Annotated in this window: 22 protein-coding genes, 1 tRNA gene and 1 pseudogene; 9 read left to right on the top strand and 15 right to left on the bottom strand. The window is 67.1% G+C overall.

Translation table 11 applies throughout. The annotated features are described in order from the left end of the window. Positions 1 to 59 precede the first annotated feature (59 nt). Entirely contained in the window at positions 60 to 1,625 is a 1,566-nt protein-coding gene (locus tag ACVWWW_RS08060) for a tetratricopeptide repeat-containing sulfotransferase family protein (RefSeq protein WP_036141933.1), read from the bottom strand. A gap of 155 nt (positions 1,626 to 1,780) precedes the next feature. Here ACVWWW_RS08060 and ACVWWW_RS08055 point away from each other — a divergent pair, with 155 nt between their 5' ends. From ACVWWW_RS08055 to rnfB, 3 genes are all read left to right on the top strand, one after another. Then, positions 1,781 to 2,209, top strand: coding sequence for a DUF2147 domain-containing protein (locus ACVWWW_RS08055; protein WP_027082950.1), 429 nt, complete (start codon positions 1,781 to 1,783; stop codon positions 2,207 to 2,209). Positions 2,210 to 2,326: 117 nt separating this feature from the next. Continuing rightward, a complete protein-coding gene (gene metG / locus ACVWWW_RS08050) occupies positions 2,327 to 4,396 on the top strand; it encodes a methionine--tRNA ligase (RefSeq protein WP_027082949.1) in 2,070 nt (689 codons plus the stop codon). A gap of 28 nt (positions 4,397 to 4,424) precedes the next feature. Then, on the top strand, positions 4,425 to 4,862 hold the full coding sequence (gene rnfB / locus ACVWWW_RS08045; RefSeq protein ID WP_051235100.1) for an Rnf electron transport complex subunit RnfB: 438 nt from the start codon (positions 4,425 to 4,427) through the stop codon (positions 4,860 to 4,862). A 13-nt stretch (positions 4,863 to 4,875) separates the two neighbouring features. On the opposite strand, the gene ACVWWW_RS08040 is transcribed toward rnfB, so the two are convergent. From ACVWWW_RS08040 to ACVWWW_RS08015, 6 genes are all read right to left on the bottom strand, one after another. Next, positions 4,876 to 5,823, bottom strand: coding sequence for a TraB/GumN family protein (locus ACVWWW_RS08040; RefSeq protein ID WP_036141931.1), 948 nt, complete (start codon positions 5,821 to 5,823; stop codon positions 4,876 to 4,878). Then, positions 5,823 to 6,749, bottom strand: a complete 927-nt coding sequence (locus ACVWWW_RS08035) for a DUF1684 domain-containing protein (protein ID WP_036141928.1) — start codon at positions 6,747 to 6,749, stop codon at positions 5,823 to 5,825. The genes ACVWWW_RS08040 and ACVWWW_RS08035 overlap by 1 nt, the downstream gene beginning before the upstream one ends. Continuing rightward, positions 6,728 to 8,539, bottom strand: coding sequence for a DNA mismatch repair endonuclease MutL (mutL, locus tag ACVWWW_RS08030; RefSeq protein ID WP_456998669.1), 1,812 nt, complete (start codon positions 8,537 to 8,539; stop codon positions 6,728 to 6,730). Before mutL ends, ACVWWW_RS08035 begins: the two co-directional genes overlap by 22 nt. Positions 8,540 to 8,606: 67 nt before the next feature. Further along, positions 8,607 to 10,115 (bottom strand): N-acetylmuramoyl-L-alanine amidase, encoded by a 1,509-nt coding sequence (locus ACVWWW_RS08025; RefSeq protein WP_027082946.1) that lies wholly within the window; start codon positions 10,113 to 10,115, stop codon positions 8,607 to 8,609. Positions 10,116 to 10,201: 86 nt separating this feature from the next. Continuing rightward, entirely contained in the window at positions 10,202 to 10,675 is a 474-nt protein-coding gene (gene tsaE, locus ACVWWW_RS08020) for a tRNA (adenosine(37)-N6)-threonylcarbamoyltransferase complex ATPase subunit type 1 TsaE (RefSeq protein WP_027082945.1), read from the bottom strand. After that, a complete protein-coding gene (locus tag ACVWWW_RS08015; protein ID WP_027082944.1) occupies positions 10,672 to 12,129 on the bottom strand; it encodes a bifunctional ADP-dependent NAD(P)H-hydrate dehydratase/NAD(P)H-hydrate epimerase in 1,458 nt (485 codons plus the stop codon). The genes tsaE and ACVWWW_RS08015 overlap by 4 nt, the downstream gene beginning before the upstream one ends. Before the next feature lie 22 nt (positions 12,130 to 12,151). Between ACVWWW_RS08015 and queG the strand changes: the two genes are divergently transcribed. Next, positions 12,152 to 13,237 (top strand): tRNA epoxyqueuosine(34) reductase QueG, encoded by a 1,086-nt coding sequence (gene queG, locus ACVWWW_RS08010; RefSeq protein ID WP_036142522.1) that lies wholly within the window; start codon positions 12,152 to 12,154, stop codon positions 13,235 to 13,237. Positions 13,238 to 13,244: 7 nt separating this feature from the next. Next, a complete protein-coding gene (locus tag ACVWWW_RS08005; protein ID WP_081672073.1) occupies positions 13,245 to 13,856 on the top strand; it encodes a TfoX/Sxy family protein in 612 nt (203 codons plus the stop codon). Positions 13,857 to 13,921: 65 nt separating this feature from the next. Here ACVWWW_RS08005 and pgi read toward each other — a convergent pair. The 6 genes and pseudogenes from pgi to pcnB all read right to left on the bottom strand — a co-directional run bounded on the left by pgi (position 13,922) and on the right by pcnB (position 19,394). Beyond that, positions 13,922 to 15,437, bottom strand: a pseudogene (gene pgi, locus ACVWWW_RS08000) (glucose-6-phosphate isomerase). Between the two features lie 3 nt (positions 15,438 to 15,440). Beyond that, positions 15,441 to 15,821 (bottom strand): aspartate 1-decarboxylase, encoded by a 381-nt coding sequence (panD, locus tag ACVWWW_RS07995; RefSeq protein WP_027082941.1) that lies wholly within the window; start codon positions 15,819 to 15,821, stop codon positions 15,441 to 15,443. Positions 15,822 to 15,902: 81 nt separating this feature from the next. Then, positions 15,903 to 16,760, bottom strand: a complete 858-nt coding sequence (panC, locus tag ACVWWW_RS07990) for a pantoate--beta-alanine ligase (protein ID WP_027082940.1) — start codon at positions 16,758 to 16,760, stop codon at positions 15,903 to 15,905. A 3-nt stretch (positions 16,761 to 16,763) separates the two neighbouring features. Beyond that, positions 16,764 to 17,585 (bottom strand): 3-methyl-2-oxobutanoate hydroxymethyltransferase, encoded by an 822-nt coding sequence (panB, locus tag ACVWWW_RS07985; RefSeq protein WP_027082939.1) that lies wholly within the window; start codon positions 17,583 to 17,585, stop codon positions 16,764 to 16,766. Between the two features lie 4 nt (positions 17,586 to 17,589). Beyond that, entirely contained in the window at positions 17,590 to 18,084 is a 495-nt protein-coding gene (folK, locus tag ACVWWW_RS07980) for a 2-amino-4-hydroxy-6-hydroxymethyldihydropteridine diphosphokinase (protein WP_027082938.1), read from the bottom strand. Next, a complete protein-coding gene (gene pcnB, locus ACVWWW_RS07975) occupies positions 18,081 to 19,394 on the bottom strand; it encodes a polynucleotide adenylyltransferase PcnB (RefSeq protein WP_036141925.1) in 1,314 nt (437 codons plus the stop codon). Before pcnB ends, folK begins: the two co-directional genes overlap by 4 nt. Positions 19,395 to 19,497: 103 nt before the next feature. Between pcnB and ACVWWW_RS07970 the strand changes: the two genes are divergently transcribed. Continuing rightward, positions 19,498 to 19,573: transfer RNA gene (locus tag ACVWWW_RS07970), tRNA-Glu, on the top strand. A 125-nt stretch (positions 19,574 to 19,698) separates the two neighbouring features. After that, positions 19,699 to 20,022 carry a ferredoxin FdxA gene (gene fdxA, locus ACVWWW_RS07965; protein WP_027082936.1) on the top strand — a complete coding sequence of 108 codons (324 nt, stop codon included), beginning with the start codon at positions 19,699 to 19,701 and terminating at the stop codon, positions 20,020 to 20,022. 74 nt (positions 20,023 to 20,096) lie between these two features. Here the strand turns inward: fdxA and ACVWWW_RS07960 are convergent, their stop codons facing one another. Then, entirely contained in the window at positions 20,097 to 20,591 is a 495-nt protein-coding gene (locus ACVWWW_RS07960) for a hypothetical protein (RefSeq protein WP_027082935.1), read from the bottom strand. Between the two features lie 13 nt (positions 20,592 to 20,604). Then, positions 20,605 to 21,507, bottom strand: a complete 903-nt coding sequence (dapA, locus tag ACVWWW_RS07955; RefSeq protein ID WP_027082934.1) for a 4-hydroxy-tetrahydrodipicolinate synthase — start codon at positions 21,505 to 21,507, stop codon at positions 20,605 to 20,607. A 57-nt stretch (positions 21,508 to 21,564) separates the two neighbouring features. On the opposite strand from dapA, the gene ACVWWW_RS07950 reads away from it, so the two are divergent. Both ACVWWW_RS07950 and ACVWWW_RS07945 read left to right on the top strand, forming a co-directional pair. After that, entirely contained in the window at positions 21,565 to 22,233 is a 669-nt protein-coding gene (locus tag ACVWWW_RS07950) for a glycine cleavage system protein R (RefSeq protein WP_155914272.1), read from the top strand. Beyond that, positions 22,230 to 22,712 carry a peroxiredoxin gene (locus tag ACVWWW_RS07945; RefSeq protein ID WP_456998746.1) on the top strand — a complete coding sequence of 161 codons (483 nt, stop codon included), beginning with the start codon at positions 22,230 to 22,232 and terminating at the stop codon, positions 22,710 to 22,712. The genes ACVWWW_RS07950 and ACVWWW_RS07945 overlap by 4 nt, the downstream gene beginning before the upstream one ends. Positions 22,713 to 22,729: the final 17 nt, after the last annotated feature.

The following is a 22,729-nucleotide window of genomic DNA, read 5'->3' as shown; positions in this document are numbered from 1 at the left end:
TAAAATGAAGGGCCCCGGTTCTCTCCCCGGGGCCCTTTTACTTGGTTGTCTCGCGCGATCTACAGCGCGATGCCGGCGTCTTCGAGCACGTGCCGCATCGGTTCGAGCGCGTCGCCGTAGCGCCTCCAGCGCTCGAGTGATGTACGAAACATGGGCGAGCGCACCTGTACGACACTCGCGGTGGCGACGGGCGCTTCGTTCCTCTCGAACGCGAGGCATGCGTCGTTCCACGCGAGCCCGCAGTGCGCCAGCAGCTCCCGCGTCGTACGCTCCTGATCGTCCACGAGCGTTTCGTAACGAACCTCGAGTAAGCGGTCGCCGGGCAGATCGCGCCAGTGCGCCATCAGTCGATCGAACAGCACGTAATAGCGCGCTGTGTCGATGGGATCGAACGAGTAGTCGTAATACGGCGAGGTCAGTGCGAACAGCTGCCGGAAATTGCTCAGGCACACATCCATCGGATGGCGGCGCATTGCCACGAGCCGCGCATTCGGCAGTGCCGCCGCGATGAACCCTGCGTACAGGAAATTGTGCGGGAGCTTGTCGACAAAACGCGGCGTATGGCCAGTGACGGGACGCGTGCTCGCGATATAGGCATCACCGAGCGGTGACAGATCGGCACGGCCCGCCGCCGCGACCGTATCCGGGTCAATGAGCTCGCGCGTCCTCGTGCCGGACAAACGCTTGAGCAGCACGCCGAAATTCTGCAGCTCGCCGGCCGACTGCACGTCCGGATGGCTCGACAGGATGCGGTCGACCAGCGTCGTACCCGAACGCGGCATGCCGAAAACGAAGATCGGCTCGCTGCTCGTGGACGGCGCTGCAGGAGCCGGAAGCGTTCCGAACGCGCGTTCGATCGCCACGAAAAGTTGTTCATCGCGCTCGAAACGGTAACTACGTCCGCGCGCACCTTCGCGTTTCCCAGCGACGAGGTGCGCGAACGCCTCGGGATAGCGCTGCAGATCCTCCTCTTCCTTGGCGAGGGACAGCTCGACGTACATCGCAGATTGGCCGGGCTCCGCACCGGGGCGCAAGCTCCGGAGGCGATCGACATGATTCGACTCGGGCGTCTGCTTTCGCAGTTGCGCGAGCGCGAGGTGCGCACGCCCGTAGCGGGGATCGAGTGCGAGGCAGGCTTCGTATTCGCGCTCAGCATCGTTGAGCTCGCCCGCGAACATCAGTGCAGTCGCGTAGTTGAACCGGAACGTGGCGACATCAGGCGCGGCCTCGACGGCGCGCCGGAACAGATCGCCAGCGCGTACGTAGTCGTTGGCCTGCGTCAGCACGACGCCGAGGGTGTCGAGCGTGAGCGGGTCCTCCGGAGACGCCGCCATCGAGCGATCCGCCGCCTCGATCGCCTCGCGGAACATGCGCGCCGCGGCGAGTGCCCGCGCGCGCTGAGCGTGGTAATCGGGTCGCGTCGAGCTCAATTCGCAGGCGCGATCCAGCAGCGCAAGCGCCTGCGGGATCCTCTCCATGTGCAACGCCGCGACGCCGCCGATGAAATGCACCCCGCCGTGCTGCGGCGCTACGCGCGCGAGCTGGGCGGCCAATTCGAACGCGCGAGGAAAGTCGTTACGGTTCAGCGCCGAGATCGCCTCGGCGTACAGCGGTGCGGGATCCATTCCGCAAATTCTAGGCGGTCATGTGAACGCTCAGCCGCGCTACCTGCCCCGGACGCTGAACAACCGACCGTAGGTGAAACCGCGCCGTCGCAATTCGGGTTATATAAGGCCACCCACCCGCACCCGCGGCGGGCCACCACGTCCTAGGGGGACCCATGCGCACCACGTTCACCGCACTGCTCCTGCTCGCGCTGCCGCTCGCGGCCGGCGCCGCCGACAACTCGCCGATCGGCAAGTGGAAGACGCTCGACGACGAGACCGGCAAGGTCATGACCATCGCCGAGGTCTACCAGGCCCAGAACGGCAAGCTCGCCGCAAAGATCGTCGAGGCTGTCGACCCGGCCGCGGCCACGTGCACCAAGTGCGACGGCGCGAAGAAGGGTAAGCCGACCGTCGGCATGCCGATCCTCTGGAACCTGTCGCCGATCGATGGCGGCTGGGGCGGCGGCGAAGGCTACAAGCCGTCGGCCGGCATGAGCTTCAAGGCCAAGAGCATCAAGCTCGTCGATGCCGGCAACAAGCTCGAAGTCACCGGCTGCAAGCTGTTTATCTGCAAGACGGCGACCTGGGTCCGCGTTCACTGATCGGCTCGACGTCCTGGTAATTCAAACGGCCCGGGAAACCGGGCCGTTTTCTTTTGGCAGGTCGGCCCGCAAAACGCCGCGTGCGATACTTTCCGATCCCCTGCGCACGCGTCCGCCATGTCCCGCGAGATCCTCGTCACCTGTGCCCTGCCCTACGCCAACGGTCCGCTGCACCTGGGCCATCTGGTCGGGTACGTCCAAGGCGATATCTGGACCCGCGCGAAGCGCATGTCGGGCGACACCGTGCACTTCGTCTGCGCCGACGACACCCATGGCACGCCGATCATGCTCGCCGCCGAAAAGGCCGGCACGACGCCGGAAGCGTTCATTGCCGGCATCCAGGCCGGCCATGAGCGCGACTTCGCCGAATTCGGCGTCGCATTCGATCATTACGACTCCACCAACTCCGACACCAATCGTGAGCTGACGCAGTCGATCTACCGCGCGCTCGAAAGCGCAGGCCACATCACGCGATGCGCCGTCGCGCAGCTGTTCGATCCCGTCAAGGGCATGTTCCTGCCGGACCGCTACGTCAAAGGCATCTGCCCGAACTGCGGCACGCCGGACCAGTACGGCGACAACTGCGAGCACTGCGGCGCGACCTACGCGCCGACGGAGCTGAAAGAACCGCGCTCGGTAATCAGCGGCGCCACGCCGGAGCTGCGCGAGTCTGAACACTTCTTCTTCGAGCTCGGACACTTCGACGCGTTCCTGCGCGAGTGGCTGTCGCGCGACGTCGCGATCGGCGGCGTCAAGGCGAAACTGCAGGAATGGCTCGACGCCGAAGGCGGACTGCGCGCCTGGGACATCTCGCGTGACGCACCGTATTTCGGGTTCGAGATTCCGGGTCATCCCGGCAAGTTCCTGTACGTGTGGCTCGATGCGCCGATCGGCTACCTGTCTAGCTTCAAGACGCTCGCCGCGAAGAACGGCATCGATTTCGACGCGTATCTGCGCGCCGATTCGACCGCCGAGATGCATCACTTCATCGGCAAGGACATCGTCAATTTCCATGGCCTGTTCTGGCCGGCGGTGCTGCACGGTGCCGGCCTGCGCGCGCCGACGCGCCTGCATGTCAACGGCTACCTGACGGTGGACGGCGCGAAGATGTCGAAGTCGCGCGGCACGTTCGTGATGGCGCGTACGTACTTGGAGGCGGGGCTCGATCCGGAAGCGCTGCGTTACTACTTCGCAGCGAAGACGTCGGGCGGCGTCGACGACGTCGACCTCAACCTCGCCGACTTCATCGCGCGCGTGAACTCCGACATCGTCGGCAAGTTCGTGAACCTCGCGAGCCGCTGCGCTGGTTTCATCGAGAAGCGCTTCGGCGGACGTCTTGCGGACGCATTGCCGGATGTGGCGACCTACGACCGCTTCGTCGCGCAGCTGCAGCCGATCGCCGACGCGTACGCGCGCAACGAAGCTGCGAGCGCGTTGCGCCTCACCATGGCGCTCGCCGACGAAGCGAATCGCTATATCGACGAGACCAAGCCGTGGGTGCTCGCCAAGCAGGACGGTGCGGACGCCGAACTGCAGGCCGTCTGCACGCAGGGCTTGAATCTGTTCCGCGTGCTCGCCGTGGCGCTAAAACCCGTGCTCCCGCGCGTTGCATCGCAGGCGGAAACCTTCCTGCGCGCGCCGGTGTCCGCATGGGGCGACGTCACCGCACCGCTGGTCGCACGTGACATCGCGCCCTACACCCCCCTGTTCACCCGTATCGACCCGAAGCAGATCGACGCCATGACCGACGCCAGCAAAGACACGATGCAGACCACCGACGCGACGAAGACTGCAACGGCCGCGCCTGTCGCAAAGCCGGAGGCGCCCGCCGCAGCGTCGGCCCCTGCATCCACCTCGACCATCGGCATCGACGACTTCGCGAAGCTCGACCTGCGCATTGGCAAGGTGCTCGAATGCGGCTTCGTCGAAGGCTCCGACAAGCTGCTGCGCTTCCTGCTCGACGCCGGCGACCTCGGCCAGCGCCAGATCTTCTCGGGCATCCGCGCGTCGTATGGCGAGCCGGAAACGCTGGTCGGCCGCAGCGTGGTGTTCATCGCCAACCTCGCGCCACGCAAGATGCGCTTCGGCGTGAGCGAGGGAATGATCCTGTCGGCCGGCTTCGACGGCGGCGGGCTGTTCCTGCTCGACGCCGACAACGGCGCCGCGCCGGGCATGCCGGTCCGCTGACGCTTCGGCGCGACCGCGCCCGACGTTGATGTCCACGCCTTCGACCACCGCTACGCCGTTCGACGCGCTTGTCGAGCGGCTCGACCGCCTGCTCCCGCAGACGCAATGCGGACAATGCGGATTCGCGGGGTGCCGCCCGTATGCCGACGCGATGGCGCGCGGCGAAGCGGATATCGATCACTGCCCGCCCGGCGGCGACGAGGGCGCGAGAGTGCTGGCGCGCGTTCTCGGCGTCGCGCCGAAGGCTTACGACCGCACGCGCGGCACTCACAAACCGCCGCAGGTCGCGCTCGTCGTTGAAGACGACTGCATCGGATGCACGAAATGCATCCAGGCCTGTCCGGTCGACGCGATCATCGGCGGCGCCAAGCACATGCACACCGTCATCGAGCCGCTCTGCACTGGTTGCGAGCTGTGCGTGCCCGCGTGCCCCGTGGATTGCATCGTGCTGATGCCCGCGGCCTGAGCCGCACTGGCATTCAGTGCGTCGTGGCTTTCGCCGGGCCGCACGCCGTGCAGATGCGCTCGACGCGATAACCTTTCGCGCGCAACAACGCGACCACGCCGTCGTCGCCCAGCAGATGCAGCGCACCGACGACGACCAAAGTGTCATGGCCCTTGCCTTCGGCAAGTAGCGCCTGGAATCGCGGAATCCACGCACGATTCCGATCGACGTTGAGCCGCTGGTACGTCACCGGCGTCAGGTCGGCCATTTCCTCGCGCGTCAAACGCTCGAGTGTCGGGATGTCGCCCGCCCGCCATGCGTTGTGCAGTTCATCAAGCCGAGCACCCGCGTTGTCACCCTCATCGACGAACTCGCGCAAAGATGCGATCTGTTCGCTGAGAGGCGTGCCATCGAGCGTCGTCAATTGCTGGCGCACGGTCTCGAGGCCGCTCGTGGGCTTGTTAGCAGCACGCGCGCGCGTCATCAGGTTGCGATCGAGCCCGTCGTCCGGCGCATAGCCGCTGCGCTGGCCGAGCAAGGTCACCAGCATCGTGTCGACGAACCACGGCTCGAAGCCACCCATCTGTTCCGGCTGCAGACCCATCGCGCTGAAGCGAGCGTCGAGCGGCGTCTTCAGATCGGCCGGCAGCGTATTCGCGAGCGACGACGCCGGGTCGGACTTCGCGAGCCCGAGCATCAGCCCGGTCACCGACGGATCGTCCAGATCTTCCGGCGCGACTTCGAATACCAGCGACTCCGCGTCATCGAATGCACGATCGACGTCGGGCGACAGCGGATAGTCCGACTTCGCGAGCAGGTGAAAGGAACCGAGCAGGTAGATGTTGTTGTCGGCGTCGGACACCTTCCACAGCAGCGGAACCGGCGGCGCCGACGGCGCGGGTGACACCGGCGTCGAACCCGCGACCGGAAGCGCGAGCAGCAGGCCGATCAGCGCGAGTGCGTAACGATGCATGACGCGCATCAGTGGCCGCCGTACGCTTTTTCGCCCGCCTTGACCGCCAGGTCGAGGCGATTCATCGGCGGCGGAAGCGGACACGTGGCGAACGGAGTGAACGCGCATGGCGGGTTGTAGGCCTGGTTGAAGTCGATGGCGACATGTCCGTTCGCCGGGGGCGCGGTGTCAACGAAACGCCCGGCGCCATAACTGCCGTGGCCGCTGGTGCGGTCGGCGAACACGAGGAACAGACCGCCGTCGTCGTTCGCGAGCGCTTCGAGTTGGTAGCGATTGCCGTTGCGCTTGAACTCGACGTGGCCGGGATTCGGCGTCGGCTCGACCATGCCGACGATGTTCACGATGTCGAGCTTCTGGCCCGGCGGATTCGGCACGTAGGTCGCGTCGATGATCCAGTCCGGGCCGCCCGGCCAGTACTGCAGGCCGTGGAACTGCACACGTGTCGGCGCGTCGGCATGCTTTACGCGCAAGGCGAAGCGATCGCCGCGATGGATGACGGTCGCGATGCCTTTGCCGTCGTCGAAGCCGATCACGTTCGCGCCGGCAGGATCATCATCCGGGCGCAGATTGCCCGCGCGCGCAGGCTGACCATCGATGGTGAGCCCCGCCTTGGCATTGGGCACGAAGCGCACATGGCCATTGCGTACATCGAACATGCCGAACTGCGCAGGGCCGGCCGCGAGGCGGATGCCGTTGTCCGACGCACTGCCGACGTAATGCGAACCGGGATCGAGCCAATGCAGGCCGATCAGCGACGTCCAGCCATCGGGCTTCGTCAGCTCGGTGAGTCGCTGCGCGCGCCACGCCTGTTCCGCCTGCAGGTACGCAGCGGGCAACGCCTTGGGCTTCGCCGGCGGCGCCTCGCGATTGCACGCGGCGAGCGCGATACAAGCCGTCGCGACGAGGATGCGGGTCAACGTCCGCGCAGGAACCATTTATCGATCTCCGCCAGCGAAAAACGCGCCCAGGTCGGACGCCCGTGGTTGCATTGACCGGAGCGTTCCGTCGCTTCCATCTCGCGCAGCAGCGCATTCATTTCGTGGATGGTGAGTCGACGGTTGGCACGTACGGCGTGGTGGCATGCCATCGTCGAAAGCAGTTCGTCGCGCGCGGCGGCGATGCGTCGCGTTTCGCCATGCTCGCGCAAATCGGCGAGCACGTCGCGCAGCAGGCTTTCCGTGTCGCCGTTCGCGAGCAGCGCGGGTACAGCGCGCAACAACACGGACTGCAGCCCGGTTCGCGAGACTTCGAATCCGAGCTGCGCGAGGGTCGCGACTTCGCGCTCCGCGACATCCGCTTCGCGCTCCGACACCGGCACCGTCTGCGGCACCAGCAGCGGCTGCGTGCGCAGGCCTTCGCCGTCGTGCGCGTTCTTGAGCTTCTCGTAGCCGATGCGCTCGTGCGCGGCATGCATGTCGACGACGATCAGGCCGTCAGCGCACTCGGCAAGAATGTAGATGCCCTGCAGCTGCGCCAACGCGTAACCGAGCGGTGGCAGCGTCGGCTCGTCGTTTGCGGCCGGGTCGACGAGCGATTGCATCGACGGCGTCGCAGCGCGCTCCGGCGATGCATACAGCGCTTCGTACCCTGCTCGGGTTTCCGCGACCTGCAATCCAAGCGGCGACTGTCGCATCGGTGGCGACCACGCACCCGGCGCAGACACGACCGTCGCCGGTGCGCCGAACGTCGCGACGCTCGAACCCGCGCGCGTTTCCGCGAGCACGCCCGCGAGCGTCCGATAAACAAAGTCGTGGATCAGGCGGCTGTCGCGAAAACGCACTTCGTGCTTCGCGGGATGCACATTCACGTCGACGCGCCGCGGATCCAGCGAAAGGAACAGCACGTAAGCGGGATGGCGGCCATGGAACAGCACGTCGGCATATGCCTGGCGAACCGCGTGCGCAACGCCGCGATCGCGCACCGCGCGTCCATTGACGAACAGGAATTGCTGGTCGGTGCTCGCGCGGTTGTAGCTCGGTTCGGCGATCCAGCCCTGCAGCCGCAGGCCACGACCTTCATCGCCCAAATCGCCCTGCTCGACGCGCAGCGAGTGGCGCACGAAATCCGGACCCAACGCTTCGTGCAGGCGTTCTCCCGACAGCAGGTCGCGCTCGCCCTTCCAGCGTCGCGACGCCTTGCCGTTGTGCGAGACGCGCAGCTCGACATCGGGACGCGCGAGTGCGAGTTGCCGCAGCCAGTCCTCGATGTGCGACAGCTCGGTGCGCTCGGCACGCAGGAACTTGCGTCGCGCCGGCACGTTGTAGAACAGGTCGCGCACTTCGACGGTGGTGCCCTGCGGATGCGCGCGCGGCGTCGGTGCGCCGACCGTGCCGCCGTCCACTTCGATCGCCGTTGCATGCTCGGCATCGCGCGTGCGCGACACCAGCGCCAGGCGGCTCACCGATGCGATCGACGGCAGCGCTTCGCCGCGGAAGCCGAGCGTCGCAACGCCTTCGAGATCGTCGAGCGACGCGATCTTGCTCGTCGCATGGCGCTGCACAGCGAGCGCGAGTTCGTCGGGATCGATGCCGAGTCCGTCGTCGCGGATGCGGATCAGGCGGATGCCGCCGTCCTCCAGGTCGATGTCGACTCGACCGGCGCCCGCATCGAGCGCGTTCTCGACCAGCTCTTTGACCACGGACGCCGGGCGCTCGACGACTTCGCCGGCAGCGATCTGGTTAATGAGGACGTCGGGGAGTTGTCGGATCGGCACGGCGGCATTCATCGCGCTCGCGCGCGGTTACGGCCGTCGATGATAGACGCGCGCCACGCCGGGCGCGCGGTCGAATGTCTCAGCGTCCGCCGCCCGCGGGGCCGCCGTAAAGAGCCGGCGATGCGACCTGCGCCGCGAGCATGGTGCCCGGCGGCGGCGTGCGCACGAAGTAGCCGTTGACGCCACTGAACACTGCACGTGCGATCGCGGCCTGCTGCACCGGATCGGTCAGGCGCTGCTCTTCGTCAGGATTCGAGATGAAGGCAGTCTCGACCAGCATCGCGGGGATGTCGGACGTGCGCAGTACGGCGAAGTTCGCGCGTTCCACGGTCGACTTGTGGTTCGGCCCGAGGCGCGCAAGGCCCGAAAGCACCTGCCCCGCCACGTCTTCCGACGCCTTGAGGTTGCCGCTCTGCGTGAGGTCGAGCAGCACCGAGGCCAGCGTATTGCCCGGCTCGACCGGCACGCCGCCGATCAGGTCGGCCGAGTTTTCCTTGTCCGCCAGCCAGCGCGCGCGCTGCGACGATGCGCCCTTGAGCGACAACACGAACACCGAGGAGCCACGTGCCGCTGCGTTTTCCGCGGCGTCGGCGTGGATCGACACGAACATGTCCGCGCCCGCGCGCTTGGCAAGGCGTGCGCGCTCGTTGAGCGGGATGAAGAAGTCGGAGTCGCGCGTCAGGTACGCCTTGTAGCCCGGCGTCGCGCTGACCTGGCGTGCGAGTTCGCGCGCGATCGCGAGCGTCACGTCCTTCTCGCGACGACCGGTCGGGCCATGCGCACCGGGATCCTGGCCACCGTGGCCGGCGTCGATCGCGATGACCAGCGGACGCAGCGGTCGACCGGACGCGTCGCGCAGCGGCCGGGCCGGCGGCGGCGCGACGCTGATCTGCGGCGGGGTGAAGGTGTAGGTGGAGACGGGCGCGATCGAGACGGCCTGCTGTGCCGGCGGATCGATCCGCGTGGAAGCCGGACCCGGCACCGAAGTCGTCGGGGCGGTCGAAACGCCAGCAACGAGGCGATCCAACGAATTTTGCGAGGCCGCGGTGACGGTCGGCGTCGACACCGGCGTGGAGGCGGGCATCTGCGACGGCGCATCCATCGCGACCAAAGCGCCGGTCGAGGATGACGGGCTGGCAGTCAGCGGTGCCGACGTCGCGACTGCAACGGTCGCGGTCGCGGTCTCGTCGTCGCCCGGCCATTCGATAACCAGGCGGCTGCCATTGGCCGACGGCTCGATCTGCGGGCGAAGTGCGGCGATCGGCTGCGCAAGGTCGAACACGACGCGGGCGACGCCGGGCTCGGGCTCGCCGTAGCGCACGCTGCGGACCACACCGGCCGGTGCAGGAAGCGACGCACCGTGGCGCACCGACGAAGCCGGAAGGTCGACGACAAGACGGTCGGGGTTCGCGAGATGGATCAGGCGGTAGTCGCCCGGTACTGCATCCAGCGCGATTTCCGCACGCGTGCCGGTGGCACCGCGGCTGAGCTGGACGCTGCGGACTTCCGCCGCTTGCGCAAGGTTCCACGCAAGCGCGGCGATGAGCGCCGCCCCGAGGAGGAATTTCTGCACAGTGTCGGCCTTCACGCGCATGTCAGTAGTCAAGCACTGCGGGACCCGCAATGCAAGCGACTTTTCCCTTGTGAATCCGTGACCTGGCGCGGACTTCTCCGTCAGCCGTGAAGATCGCCAGATGTGAAGACGGCCGACGCGTCCGTCAACCACCGGTCAGAGGCAGGTGAATTGGGCGTTATTTCGACGTTGCGCCCCGTTGCAGACAGTTCCAGGTGGATGCGCAGGTCCGGCGGCGGTAGCGCCGCCCCGCCCCGCTCGGGCCATTCGACCAGCCAGAGCACCGCGTCGGCCGGGTCGAGGCCCAGAAAGTCGAGTTCGCCCGGATTGCCGATCCGGTACAGGTCGAGATGCCACGCCTCCCCGCCCTCCACCGTGTAGCGCTCGACCAGCGTGTACGTCGGGCTGCGGATCGCACCGGTGACACCGAGCTCGCGAAGCAGCGCGCGGGCGAGCGTGGACTTGCCCGCGCCGAGATCGCCGATCAGATGCACGACGCCATGCCGCGGTCGCGTCCGCGCCAAGGCTCGGCCGAGCGCGGCGGTGGCGTCGGCGTCGGCGAGTTCGAATTTCATGCGGGATTCGCGAGTCGCCGCAACGGCGGCAATACATCCGACGGCAGCATTCCGCGCTCGCCTTTCTCCGCCGCAGTGATATCCGCAGCGGCCGAGTGCAGCAGTGCGCCGCAGCAGGCCGCGTCGAACGATGAAAGGCCCTGTGCGCGCAGTGCCGCGATGACGCCGGCAAGCAGATCGCCCATGCCACCGACAGCCATGCCGGGATTTCCGGCATCGAGTACTACAGGCGTGTTGCCCGGCGCCGCGATCACGGTGCCGGCGCCCTTCAGCACGACCACCGCGCCGTAGCGCTCGACGAGTTGCGCCGCGGCACCCAGACGGTCGCGCTGGACGGCCCCGGTCTTGATGCCGAGCAGACGCGCAGCTTCGCCCGGATGCGGCGTCAGCACCGAATCGGGCTTGACCTTGAACGCGTGGCGCGCGACCAGGTTCAACGCGTCGGCGTCGAACACCGTCGCGACGTCGCTGTCGAGCACGTGGTGCAGATGCGCGAAGCCCCAGTTGCCTTGTCCGAGCCCGGGACCGATGACCACGACGTCGGGCCAGTCGGCGTCGAACTCGTCGGCCTCCGGCGCCGCCATCGCTTCTGGCAAGCGCGCCAGCAGCGGCGCGAGGTGCGTATCGCGCGTATGCACGCGCACCAGCCCGGCACCCGCGCGGAGAGCACCTTCTGCGCACAGCAGGACGGCGCCGCCGCTACCGTGGTCGCCGCCGATGCAGGTGACTCGACCGTTGTCGCCCTTGTGGCTATCGCGACCGCGCGGGCGTAGCCAGTGCGCGAGTGCGTCGACCGCTGCGAGGCTCGCGCAACGTACAGGAACATCGATGGACGCCGGCACATCCAGCGACGCACATGCAACCACTCCCGCGTGGCCGAGCGCCGGCCCGCTGCGCAATACCGCTTTCGACAGCAGGAACTCCAGCGTCGACGTCGCCTGTACCGCAATGCCCGCGACGCCGCGTGCATCCGCCCCGCTGGGCACATCGAGCGAAAGCACAGGCGCACCGTGCGCGTTGATCGCCTCGATCAGCGCGACGGCTTCGGCACGTGGCTCGCGCGAGAGTCCGATGCCGAACAGCGCATCGACGACGACATCGGCCTCGGGCAACGCGCCGCTCCAGCTATCGAGTCGTCCGTCTGCCTCGACATAGACATCGCGCGCCCGGCATGCCGCGACATGCGCGGAACCGGTCGGTCGATATTCGATCACCTGCACGTCGCGCCCCGACGCATGCGCCAGCCGCGCGAGCACGAAACCGTCGCCACCGTTGCCGCCCGCGCCGCAGACCACGAGCAGTCGCGCCGCCGCGGGCCACAGCTCCAGGACGCGCTGCCAAGCCATCTGCCCGGCGCGTTCCATGAGGATCGATTCGTCGCCCACCGCGGCGATCGCGGCCGCCTCGAAGCGCCGCACTGAATCGGTGTCGAACAGCGGCGGAAGGTCGCGCATGGCCGGATTCTATACTTGGCCCATGAGCCTCGCCGCCGTGTCCGACGCGCCCGTCGATCTCGCCGCCATGGGCGCGCGGGTGCGGGAGCTTGCGCGCGAGATGGGCTTCCAGCGCTGCGGCATCAGCGGCGTCGAACTTGCCGAGGACGAAGCCTTCCTCGCCGACTGGCTGGATCGCGGCCTGCACGGAACCATGGACTGGATGGCGCGCCACGGCAGCAAGCGCGCGCGTCCTGCCGAGTTGTTGCCGGGCACGTTGCGCGTGATCAGCGTCGGCCTCGACTACGGGCGTCGCGACGACGAGGAAGCCTGGGCGACGCTCGACGACGGCGAACGCGCGTATGTCGCGCGCTACGCACTGGGCCGCGACTATCACAAGCTCATGCGTAACCGCCTGCAGAAGCTTGCGGACCGGATCGCGGCGGAGATCGGTCCGTTCGGACATCGCGTGTTCGTGGACTCGGCGCCGGTGCTCGAACGTGCACTTGCGCGCAATGCGGGGCTCGGCTGGATCGGCAAGCACACCTGCCTGATCGATCGGAACGGCGGCTCGTGGTTCTTCCTGGGCGAGATCTACGTCGACATCGCGCTCCCCGTGGATCCCCCGGCCACGGCGCACTGCGGCACCTGCACGCGTTGCATCGATATCTGCCCGACGCAGGCGATCGTCGGTGCGAACCGTCTGGATGCGCGTCGCTGCATTTCCTACCTGACGATCGAACACGAAGGCCCGATCGACCCTGAGCTTCGTCCGCTCATGGGCAACCGCATCTTCGGCTGCGACGACTGCCAGCTCGTCTGCCCGTGGAACAAGTTCGCGCGCCGCACCGACGAGCCGGACTTCCGCGCGCGCAACGATCTCGATACTGCGACGTTGCCCGAGCTGTTCGCGTGGAGCGAGGACGACTTCCTTCGCCGCACCGAAGGCACAGCGATCCGCCGCAGCGGACATTCGCGCTGGCTGCGTAATATCGCGATCGCACTCGGAAATGCGCCGACGACTTCCGAAGTGATCGCGGCGCTCGATTCACGTCGCGACATCGAAGACGCGGTCGTACGCGAGTGTGTTCAATGGGCGCTCCTACGACACGCACAACGCACAGCCTGAGGACCGCATGGCGACCGACCCCGGCACGATCGAATTCCTGATGGACCAGCTCGGCACGCGCGGCGCGTCGTACAGCACGCGTCGCATGTTCGGTGAGTACTGTCTGTATCGCGAAGGGCTGCCGGTCGCGTTCGTCTGCGACGACGTGCTGTTCGTCAAGGACACGCCGGTGGGACGCGATGCGATGACGGCCGCAGGTGTGCTCGCGTTCGGCCCGCCCTACCCCGGCGCCAAGGACTATCTGCGGCTGCCGCCCGATGGCTGGGACGAAGGGCAATGGCTGCGTGGCTTGCTCGATGCAACGGCAGCAGCGTTGCCTGCGCCGCGGATCAAGAAGGCCGACGGCGCCACGAAGCCTGCGGCTGCGAAGAAGAAGCCAACAACGAAGAAGGCCGCCGGCACGGCTACGACGAAGCGGGCTGTCGGGAAGAAGTCAGTGTCGAATAACAAGCGCGCATTTGCGAAGAAAGCAGCGCCTGCGAAGAAGGTGGCGCCACCCAGAGGCACGAAGCGTCCGTCGACCAAGGCGTCGGCTTCCAAGACCGGCAAGCGCACCGCCGTGAAGAAGACGACTTCGGCAGCGAAGCCGCGTTCGTCGAGCAACAAACGCAAGGGCTGAACAACGAGCCGCGACACCGGCAGCGCCGCTCGTCGCCACGGGCCGCGCGATCAGCGCAACGCCGACTAACGCCGCTGCGAAATCTCGTCGAGCAGCGCCCGCGTTACCGGGTCATCCGCTTCCGATTCGCCGCGCACCGCCGGCAGCAGCGTGTTCGCGATCTGCTTGCCGAGCTCGACGCCGAACTGATCGAACGCGTTAATGCCCCACACCACAGATTGCAGGTAGACGCTGTGCTCGTACATCGCGATCAGCGCGCCGAGCGAGCGCGGCGTCAGGGCGTCGAGCAACAGCATCGTGTTCGGCCGGCCACCCGGATAGCGGCGATGCGGATCCTCGCTGTCCTGCCCGTTCGCGAACGCCTGGCTCTGCGCAAGCAGGTTCGACAGCAGCGCGTCGTGGTTGTCGCGATACGGCGCGTCGCCCTGCACGACGCCGAGGAAGTCGCATGGGACAGGCGTCGTGCCCTGGTGCAGCGCCTGAAAGAAGCTGTGCTGGGTGTCGGTACCCGGGCCGCCCCACCACACGGGCACCGTATCGACGTCGACCGACGTGCCGTCGATCTGCACGGACTTGCCGAGGCTTTCCATCACCAGCTGCTGCAGGTAGTTCGGCAGGAGACGAAGTCGTTCGTCGTAAGGCAGGACGGCCTGGCTGGCGGAGGTCAAGCGCATTGCGATTCCACACCGCCGTCAGCGCATGCCACGCGGCGAGGTTGCGACGCACCGGTTCGCGAAGAACGTGCGCGTCCATCTCCGCGGCACCGTCCAGCAAGGCTTCGAAGCCATCCATGCCGATCGCGATCGCGATCGGTAGGCCGACCGTCGACCACATCGAATAACGACCGCCGACCCAATCCCACATCGGCAGGATGCGCTCGGCCGGAATGCCGAACTCAGCCGCACGCGCGACGTTTGCGCTGATCGCGTAGAGGCGCGAATCGTCGCCCAGCCAGTCACGCAGCACGCGGCCGTTGAGCAGCGTTTCCTGCGTGCCGAAGGTCTTGGAAATCATCAGCGCGGCGGTGCGCAACGGATCGAGCCCGGCCAGAACGCGCTGAGCGGCATGCCCGTCGACATTCGACAGGAAGTGCACGCGAATGCGCGAGCCCCCGACCGGCGCGAGCGCGTCTACCGCAAGGCGCGGGCCGAGGTCGGAGCCGCCGATACCGACGCTGACGACGTCGGTGACGCCAGACGCGACGATCGCATCGACCACAGCGCGCATGGAAACTCGTGCTTCGCGTGCCATCGCATTCGAAGTACGGGCAGTTTCGGCATCGACAAGATCACTGCGCAGCGCGGTATGCAGCGCCGGACGACGCTCGGTGACGTTGACCTGCTCGCCGTCGAACAGCGCGCGAACGCGGCCCTCGAAATCCAGCGATTCGCCGAGGCGGAACAAGGCATCGAGCGCTACACGGTCGTAGCGCTGGCGGGCGAAGCTGGCGTGGATCGGACCGACCCGCAGCGCGAAATCGCGTGCCCGATCGGGATCGTCGGCGACGAGGTCGCGGAGCGGTGTCTGGCTTACGCGCGCCGCCTCGGCGCGCAACGGGCTGAGGCGGTCGGCGATGGACATGCGTTACGCGGCCTGTGCGGGGATCGACTGGTTGGTGTGGGTCAGGCGGTTGTCGCGGTCGACGTAGACGCACATCGGCTTGAACTTGGCGGCTTCCGCCTCATCGCATTGTCCGTACGCGGCGATGATGACGAGGTCGCCGGGCTGCGCCAGATGCGCGGCTGCGCCATTGACGGAAATCGTGCCGCTGCCCTCTTCCGCACGGATCGCATAGGTCACGAAGCGCGTGCCTTGGTTCACGTTCCAGATGTGGATCTGCTCGTACTCGCGGATGCCCGAGATGTCGAGCAGGCGCCCGTCGATCGCGCACGAGCCTTCGTAGTGCAACTCGGCGTGGGTGACGGTGGCACGATGGATCTTGGCCTTGAGCATGTTCAGGAGCATGGCGGCGAGCTCGTCCCGCAGGCTGCGGGCACTGGAAAACATGAAGTCTAGCAGCGCATGGCGCGCTGCAACATGCGCCGTTCAGGCAGCGCTGGGCCGCTCGAACTCGAGGTTATCGATCAGGCGGGTGCGGCCGAGCCGGGCGGCGATCAGCGCGACGAGCGCAGTGTCGTCGGACGTCGGCTCGATCAGATCCCGCCGACGCACGACGGCGTAGTCGACGTCGAAGCCGAGGTCGGCCAGCTGCTTCGTCGCCTCGGCTTCGACGTCGCCCCGCTCGCGCATCGCTATCGTGGCTTCGCGCATGGCCTGCAGGACGCGATGGATCTCGACTGCACGCGGGCGCTCGTCCTGCGACAGGTACTGGTTGCGCGAACTCATCGCCAGGCCGTCGGTCTCGCGGACGGTCGTCGCCGCCACGATCTCGACAGGAAACGACATTTCGCGCGCCATGTAACGAATGACCGCGAGCTGCTGGTAATCCTTGCGACCGAACACCGCGACGTCGGGCTGCACCTGCAGGAACAGGCGAGCGACAACCGTGGCGACGCCATCGAAATGCCCTGGGCGATGCGCGCCTTCCAGCACGTCGGTCACGCCCGGCACGCGCACCTGCACCGCGTTGGACGCGCCGAACGGATACATGGTTTCGACGTCCGGCATCCAAAGCACGTCGCAGCCTGCATCGCGCAGGCCAGCGACATCCTGCTCTGGCGTGCGCGGATAGCGCGCGAAATCCTCGTTCGGTCCGAACTGCGTCGGATTGACGAATACGCTTGCGACGACACGATCGGCGCGTTCGCGCGCCTGCCGTACAAGCGAAAAATGACCGGCGTGCAGGTTGCCCATGGTGGGCACGAACGCAATGCGCTCACCTGCGCGCGCCCAGCCGCGCACCGTGTCGCGCAGTTGCGCGAGGTCATGGAGCACGGTCGTCATGGCTCAGGCGTATCCGTGCTCGGGCGCGGGGAACGTGCCGTCGTGCACCTCGCGTACGTAAGCTTCGAACGCGCCGGAAATGCTTCCGCCGGTAGCGAGGAAATCCTTGACGAAACGCGGCGCGCGGCCATGTCGCAGGCCGAGCATGTCGTGCAGCACCAGGACTTGGCCGGTGCAGTCCGGGCCGGCACCGATACCGATGGTCGGGATCGACAACGCGTCGGTGATCCGCGCAGCAAGCGCACTCGGCACGCATTCGAGTACCAGCATCGATGCGCCCGCGGCTTCCACCGCATGTGCGTCGGCGACCAGCTTTTCAGCGGCTTCGTCGGTCTTGCCCTGCACCTTGTAGCCGCCGAGCCGCAGCACCGACTGCGGCGTCAACCCGAGATGCGCGCATACCGGAATCTCGCGTTCGACGAGATGACGAATGACGTCGAGCTTGAAGCCCGCACCTTCAATCTTGACCATCGACGCGCCGGCACGCAGGAACTGCGTTGCCGCTTCGAGCGCGGTTTCGGATGTTGCATCCGACTGGAACGGCATGTCGGCAATCAGGAATGCGCGACGCAAACCGCGCGCGACGCAGGCGACGTGGTATTCGACCGCGCGCACCGTCACCGGGATCGTGCTGCGACGCCCCTGCACCACCATGCCGAGCGAGTCACCGACGAGCACGGTGTCGACGCCCGCGGCATCGATCGCACGCGCGAAGCCGGCGTCGTAACAGGTGAGCATGGTGATGCGGCGGCCTTCGTGGCGCGCCTGCAGCAGCTGCGGGAGGGTGACGGGCGACGTCGTGTCGCCGGCGGCGTTCGTGTACATGGCCCTAGCGTAGCGCCTCGATGTCGCCGGTCGCCACGCGCTCGCGCAACGCTGCGACCGGCCCGTGGCCCGGCACGACCAACGCCCGCGCGACCTCCGCCAGCGGCACGAGCACGAAGGCCCGCTCGTGAAGATGCGGATGCGGCACGCGAAGGCCGTCTTCTTCGATGACGACGTCGCCATAGAGCAGCAGGTCGAGGTCGAGTTCGCGCGGGCCCCAGCGCAGCGCGGTGCAACGGTCGCGCCCGGCATCGCGCTCGAGCCGCAGCAGCGTAGCCAGCAGCTGTTGCGGCGTCAGGGCCGTCGCGACCTTCGCCACGGCATTGATGAAGTCCGGCTGCTCAGTCACGCCCCAGGCCGGTGTGCGGTAGAGGCTGGAGCGCGCGGTGACGTCAATGCCATCGCATGCGTCGAGCTGCTCGAACGCTAAGCGAATCGTCGAAGCAGCGTCACCGATGTTCGCGCCGAGCCCGATGTAGGCCTCGACGGGCGCACTCACTCCGGGCCGCCCGCCGTGCGGCGGCGGCGACGGCGGCGACGCGGACGCTCACCGTTCTCCTCGTCTTCCGCTGCGGCTTCGGCATTGCCGACCGCGGCGTCCGGATGCTGCTGCGCCTCACGCCAGAACTCGACGTCGGCATTGTGTTCGTCGGATGCGGTGAGGCGCAGCACGAGGAAATCGAACGCGGCGCGAAAGCGCGGATGCGACAGCAGGCGAAACACGCGGCGACGCTGGCGCTGCGAGAAACGCGTCTGCAACAGCCAGATTTCCTGCATCGGCAACGTAAACCGACGCGGCAACGCGATCACGTCCATCTGATGCAACGTCACTCGATCGGCAGCGCGTTGCTGCGCTTCGGGCGCATTGATGCCGTCGGCCTGCAGGCGTGCGAGCGCGCGGCAATACGCGGGCCACAACAACAGCGCGAACAGGAACGCAGGCGACACGGGCTCTTCCGCGGCGACGCGCGCATCGGTATCGGCCAAGCCTTTCAGCACCATGCGGCGCAGCGCGCCACTGCGGTTCGAAAGCAGCGCCGCGGCGGCTTCGGGGAACAGCACGGGCAGCAGGTCGTGCGCTTCGAGACCGAGGAAGCTCTGCACGGCATGGCCCGACAGGAACAGCTTCAGGCATTCCTCGAACAGGCGTGCGGGTGCGGCTTCGCGGAGCAGCGGCGCAAGGCGCGGAATCGGTTCGGCGGTTGCGGCTTCGATCGTAAAACCGAGCTTCGCTGACAGCCGCACCGCGCGCAGCATGCGCACCGGGTCTTCGCGATAGCGGCGCTCCGGGTCGCCGATCAATCGAAGGATGCGCGCCTGCACGTCGGCAAAGCCGCCAACGTAATCGCGGATCGAGAAATCCTCGATCGAGTAATACAGCGCGTTCGCGGTGAAGTCGCGACGCACCGCGTCTTCTTCGATGCTGCCGAAGACGTTGTCGCGCACCACCTGCTCGACCTCGTGCGCCTCGACATCGTCATCGGCCGGCTGTGCGGCGCGGAACGTGGCGACTTCGATGATTTCGCGGCCGAACACGACGTGCGCGAGGCGGAAGCGGCGGCCGATCAGGCGGCAGTTGCGAAACAGCCCGCGCACCTGTTCGGGCGTCGCGTCGGTTGCGATGTCGAAGTCTTTCGGATGACCACCGATGAGCAGGTCGCGCACGGCGCCGCCGACGAGGTGGGCACCGAAGCCCGACTCGCGCAGCCGGTACAACACACGCAGCGCATTGGGGCTGATGTCGCGGCGCGAAACGTTGTGCGCGTCGCGTGGAATGATCGTCAAGGAAGCGTCGGAATCGTCGGTCATCAGCGGGCAGCGCCGCGAAGTGGAGAGGTCGGCCCATTGCCGCGGGACACTGAGCCCGCCTATACTACCAGCCGCGCTGGACGGAGCTTCCAGCGTGTTCCCTGCTCCCTTCGTCTAGAGGCCTAGGACGTGGCCCTCTCAAGGCTAAAACACGGGTTCGAATCCCGTAGGGAGCGCCATACAACACGGTCCGGCGCACAGGTTCGAGTCGCGACAGGCCACACCGCCAACCCGTGCAGCGATGCGCGGGTTGTTTCGTTTAAGCGTCGGGAATAATCCGGCCACGTCCAACGGAAACGCCAACATGCCCTTCGTCGTCACCGAGAACTGCATCAAGTGCAAGTACACCGACTGCGTCGAGGTCTGTCCGGTCGACTGTTTCCGCGAAGGTCCGAACTTCCTGGTGATCGATCCCGACGAGTGCATCGACTGCACGCTCTGCGAGCCGGAATGCCCGATCAACGCGATCTATCCGGAGGACGATGTTCCCGCCGGGCAGGAAGCGTTCATCGCGCTCAATGCCGAGCTGTCGAAGGCGTGGCCGGCGATCACGGCGCGCAAGGACGGCATGCCGGACGCGAAGGACTGGGAAGGCGTTCCCGACAAGCTGCCGATGCTCGAACGCTGATCGACAGCGACGTCGCGACACAAAAGAAACGGGCGCCCTGAGGCGCCCGTTTTCGTATCCGGCAACGACCCGCGTTACGGCGCGAGCGCAGCCTTCAGTGCACCGACCAGGCGACGCGCGGCATCGCCGGTCGCCGGCAGGCCGCGCGGATCGACCGCCGACACATAGACGCCACCCTCGGCCGCAGCGACGCGCACGAGGAAGTTCGAACCGCTGTAGTTGACGTCGTACGCGCCGATCAGCGGTGCGCGATTCGCAATCGTCAGGCCGGCAACGCCGCCGAGCGCGGTACCGACGCGGGTGAACACGTCGTCGCGCGTGCCCTGCACGGTGAAGCCGAGCGCCGAAGACGACGCTGCAGCCTGCTGAGTGCCCGACGCGGTCGCGCTGGCGGACGTCGCCGGCGTGGTCGCGGTCGCATCGAGGTCCGGCGGCACTTCGAGCGGACGCGACTCGGCCGAGCCGGCGTACAGCTTGTCGGAGCCGTGGTGGAACCAGCTGCAACCCGAGGCGGTGGCGACGATCGCAACAGCCAGCGAGGTGCGGGCGAAGACGGACAGCTTGGACATGAAGACTCCGGGTTCAGGCCGCGACGGCGTCGCGACAGGCGTTTTCGAGTTGTTGGGCGATGCCGGCGAAACGCGTTGCGGCATCGATATGCGCCGGCGAGAGATCCGTCAGCGGAAGACGCAGGCCGTGGCCGATACCGAGTCGCGAGAGGATCGCCTTCACCGGAATCGGGTTCGGTTCGATGCCGAGGAAATTGTACAAACCGGTGAGCTGCGCATCGATGTCGTTCGTGCGCGAATCGCGCGAGCGCGCGGCGTCCGCGAGACGGCGGAACATGCCGGGCACGACGTTCGACGCCACGGAGATGATGCCATCGGCACCCTGAAGCATGGCGCGCGCGGCGGTCGGGTCGTCACCGCTGAGCACGGCAAAGTTCTCGTCGCGCAGCGCAAGCAACGCGGTCATGCGCTCGGCGTCGCCCACCGCTTCCTTGATACCGACGATGCGCGGATGGCCGACGAGTTCCGCGACCGTCTCCGGGAGCATGTCGCAGCCCGTCCGGCCGGGCACGTTGTAGAGCACGACGGGCAGCGCGGCGTCGTTGGCGATCGCGCGGTAATGCGCGACCAGGCCGGCCTGTGTCGGCCGCACATACGGCGGCGTGACGATCAGTGCGGCGTCGGCACCGAGCGCCGCGGCGCGGCGCGTCAGTTCGATCGTCTTCAGCGTGTTCGACGTTCCCGTACCCGCGAGAACCGGAATGCGCCCACCGACGGACTCGACCGCGGTGCGCAGCAGGAGGTCGTATTCGGGATCGAGCAGCGCGGCGGCTTCGCCGGTCGAGCCGGCCACCACGACGGCCTGGGTGCCGGCGTCGAGCTGCATGCGCAGCAGCCGCTGCCATGCGTCGAGATCGAGTTCGCCGGACGCGTCGAAGGGCGTCGCCAGCGCGGTAATGCTGCCGCTCAGTCGCAAGGAAGGCCTCCGCGGAGCGCGGAAAAGTCGTGGGGACGCGCAGTATGCGCGCCCCGGATGTTACTTGCGGCGAAAAACCGGCGGCAAGTATCCTGTCCGACCGCGGATCGCGGCCTTCCGCCGGCGTTTCCGCCGGGTCCCCACCCCACCATCGCAGGCGCCGCCTTGACCGACACCGCTGCCCGGCCGTCGCCGAACGAAAATTACCTGCTGATCAACGCGTACACGGTTCACCCCGCGTCGCCGTTGCTCATGGTCACGCGACGGATCGCCGACAGTGGCTGCAACATGGTCGACGCACGCCTGTCGACCGTGGGCCGCGACGTCTCGGTGACCGCGCTCGCCGTGGGCTCGTGGGACGCCGTCGCCAAGCTCGAGGCCATGCTGACGCGCCTGGAGCGCGAGGAAGGCCTGAAGCTCGTCTGGTATCGCACCGGCCCGAAGCCCGTGCAGTCCAGCCTTCTCCCGTACGTGGTCGAAGTGGTTGCCGCCGACAAGGCCGGCATCCTGTTCCAGCTCGCCGACTTCTTCGACCGCCAGGGCATCACCATCGAAACCCTGCACTGCTCGCGCTACCGCGCCATGCAGACCGGTGCCGACATGTTCTCGGCGCAGCTCACCATCGGCGTGCCGTCGAGCATGCACATCGCCGCGCTACGCGACGATTTCCTCGAGTTCTGCGATCACCTGAACCTCGACGCGATCATGGATCCGATGAAGTTCTGATCGACATGGCGATCGATACCGGCGACCTCGTTCCTGACCTGGACCTTGCGCTGTCGAGCGGGCAGACGCGCCGTCTGTCCAGCTATCGCGGTCGCTGGCTGGTGCTCTACTTCTACCCGAAGGACAGCACGCCGGGCTGCACGACCGAAGGCCTGGACTTCAATTCGCTGCTCGGCGATTTCGACGCAGCGAATGCGACGATCGTCGGCGTATCGCGCGACTCGCTGAGGTCGCATCAGAACTTCTGCGCCAAGCAGGGCTTCAAGTTCGACCTCGCCAGCGATGCCGACGAATCGGTGTGCAACGCGTTCGGCGTCATCAAGCCCAAGAAGCTCTACGGCCGCGACTACGTCGGCATCGAGCGCAGCACGTTCCTGATCGGCCCCGACGGCCGCGTCGCGCAGGCCTGGCGCCCGGTGAAGGTGCCCGGCCACGCCGCAGCGGTGCTCTCGACGCTGCGCGAGCTCCAGTCCGCCTGATCCGCTTCTCGCGTCAC

It is taken from the genome of Lysobacter sp. HA18, from assembly GCF_054057595.1.
This window is presented reverse-complemented; position numbering and strand designations above follow the sequence as displayed.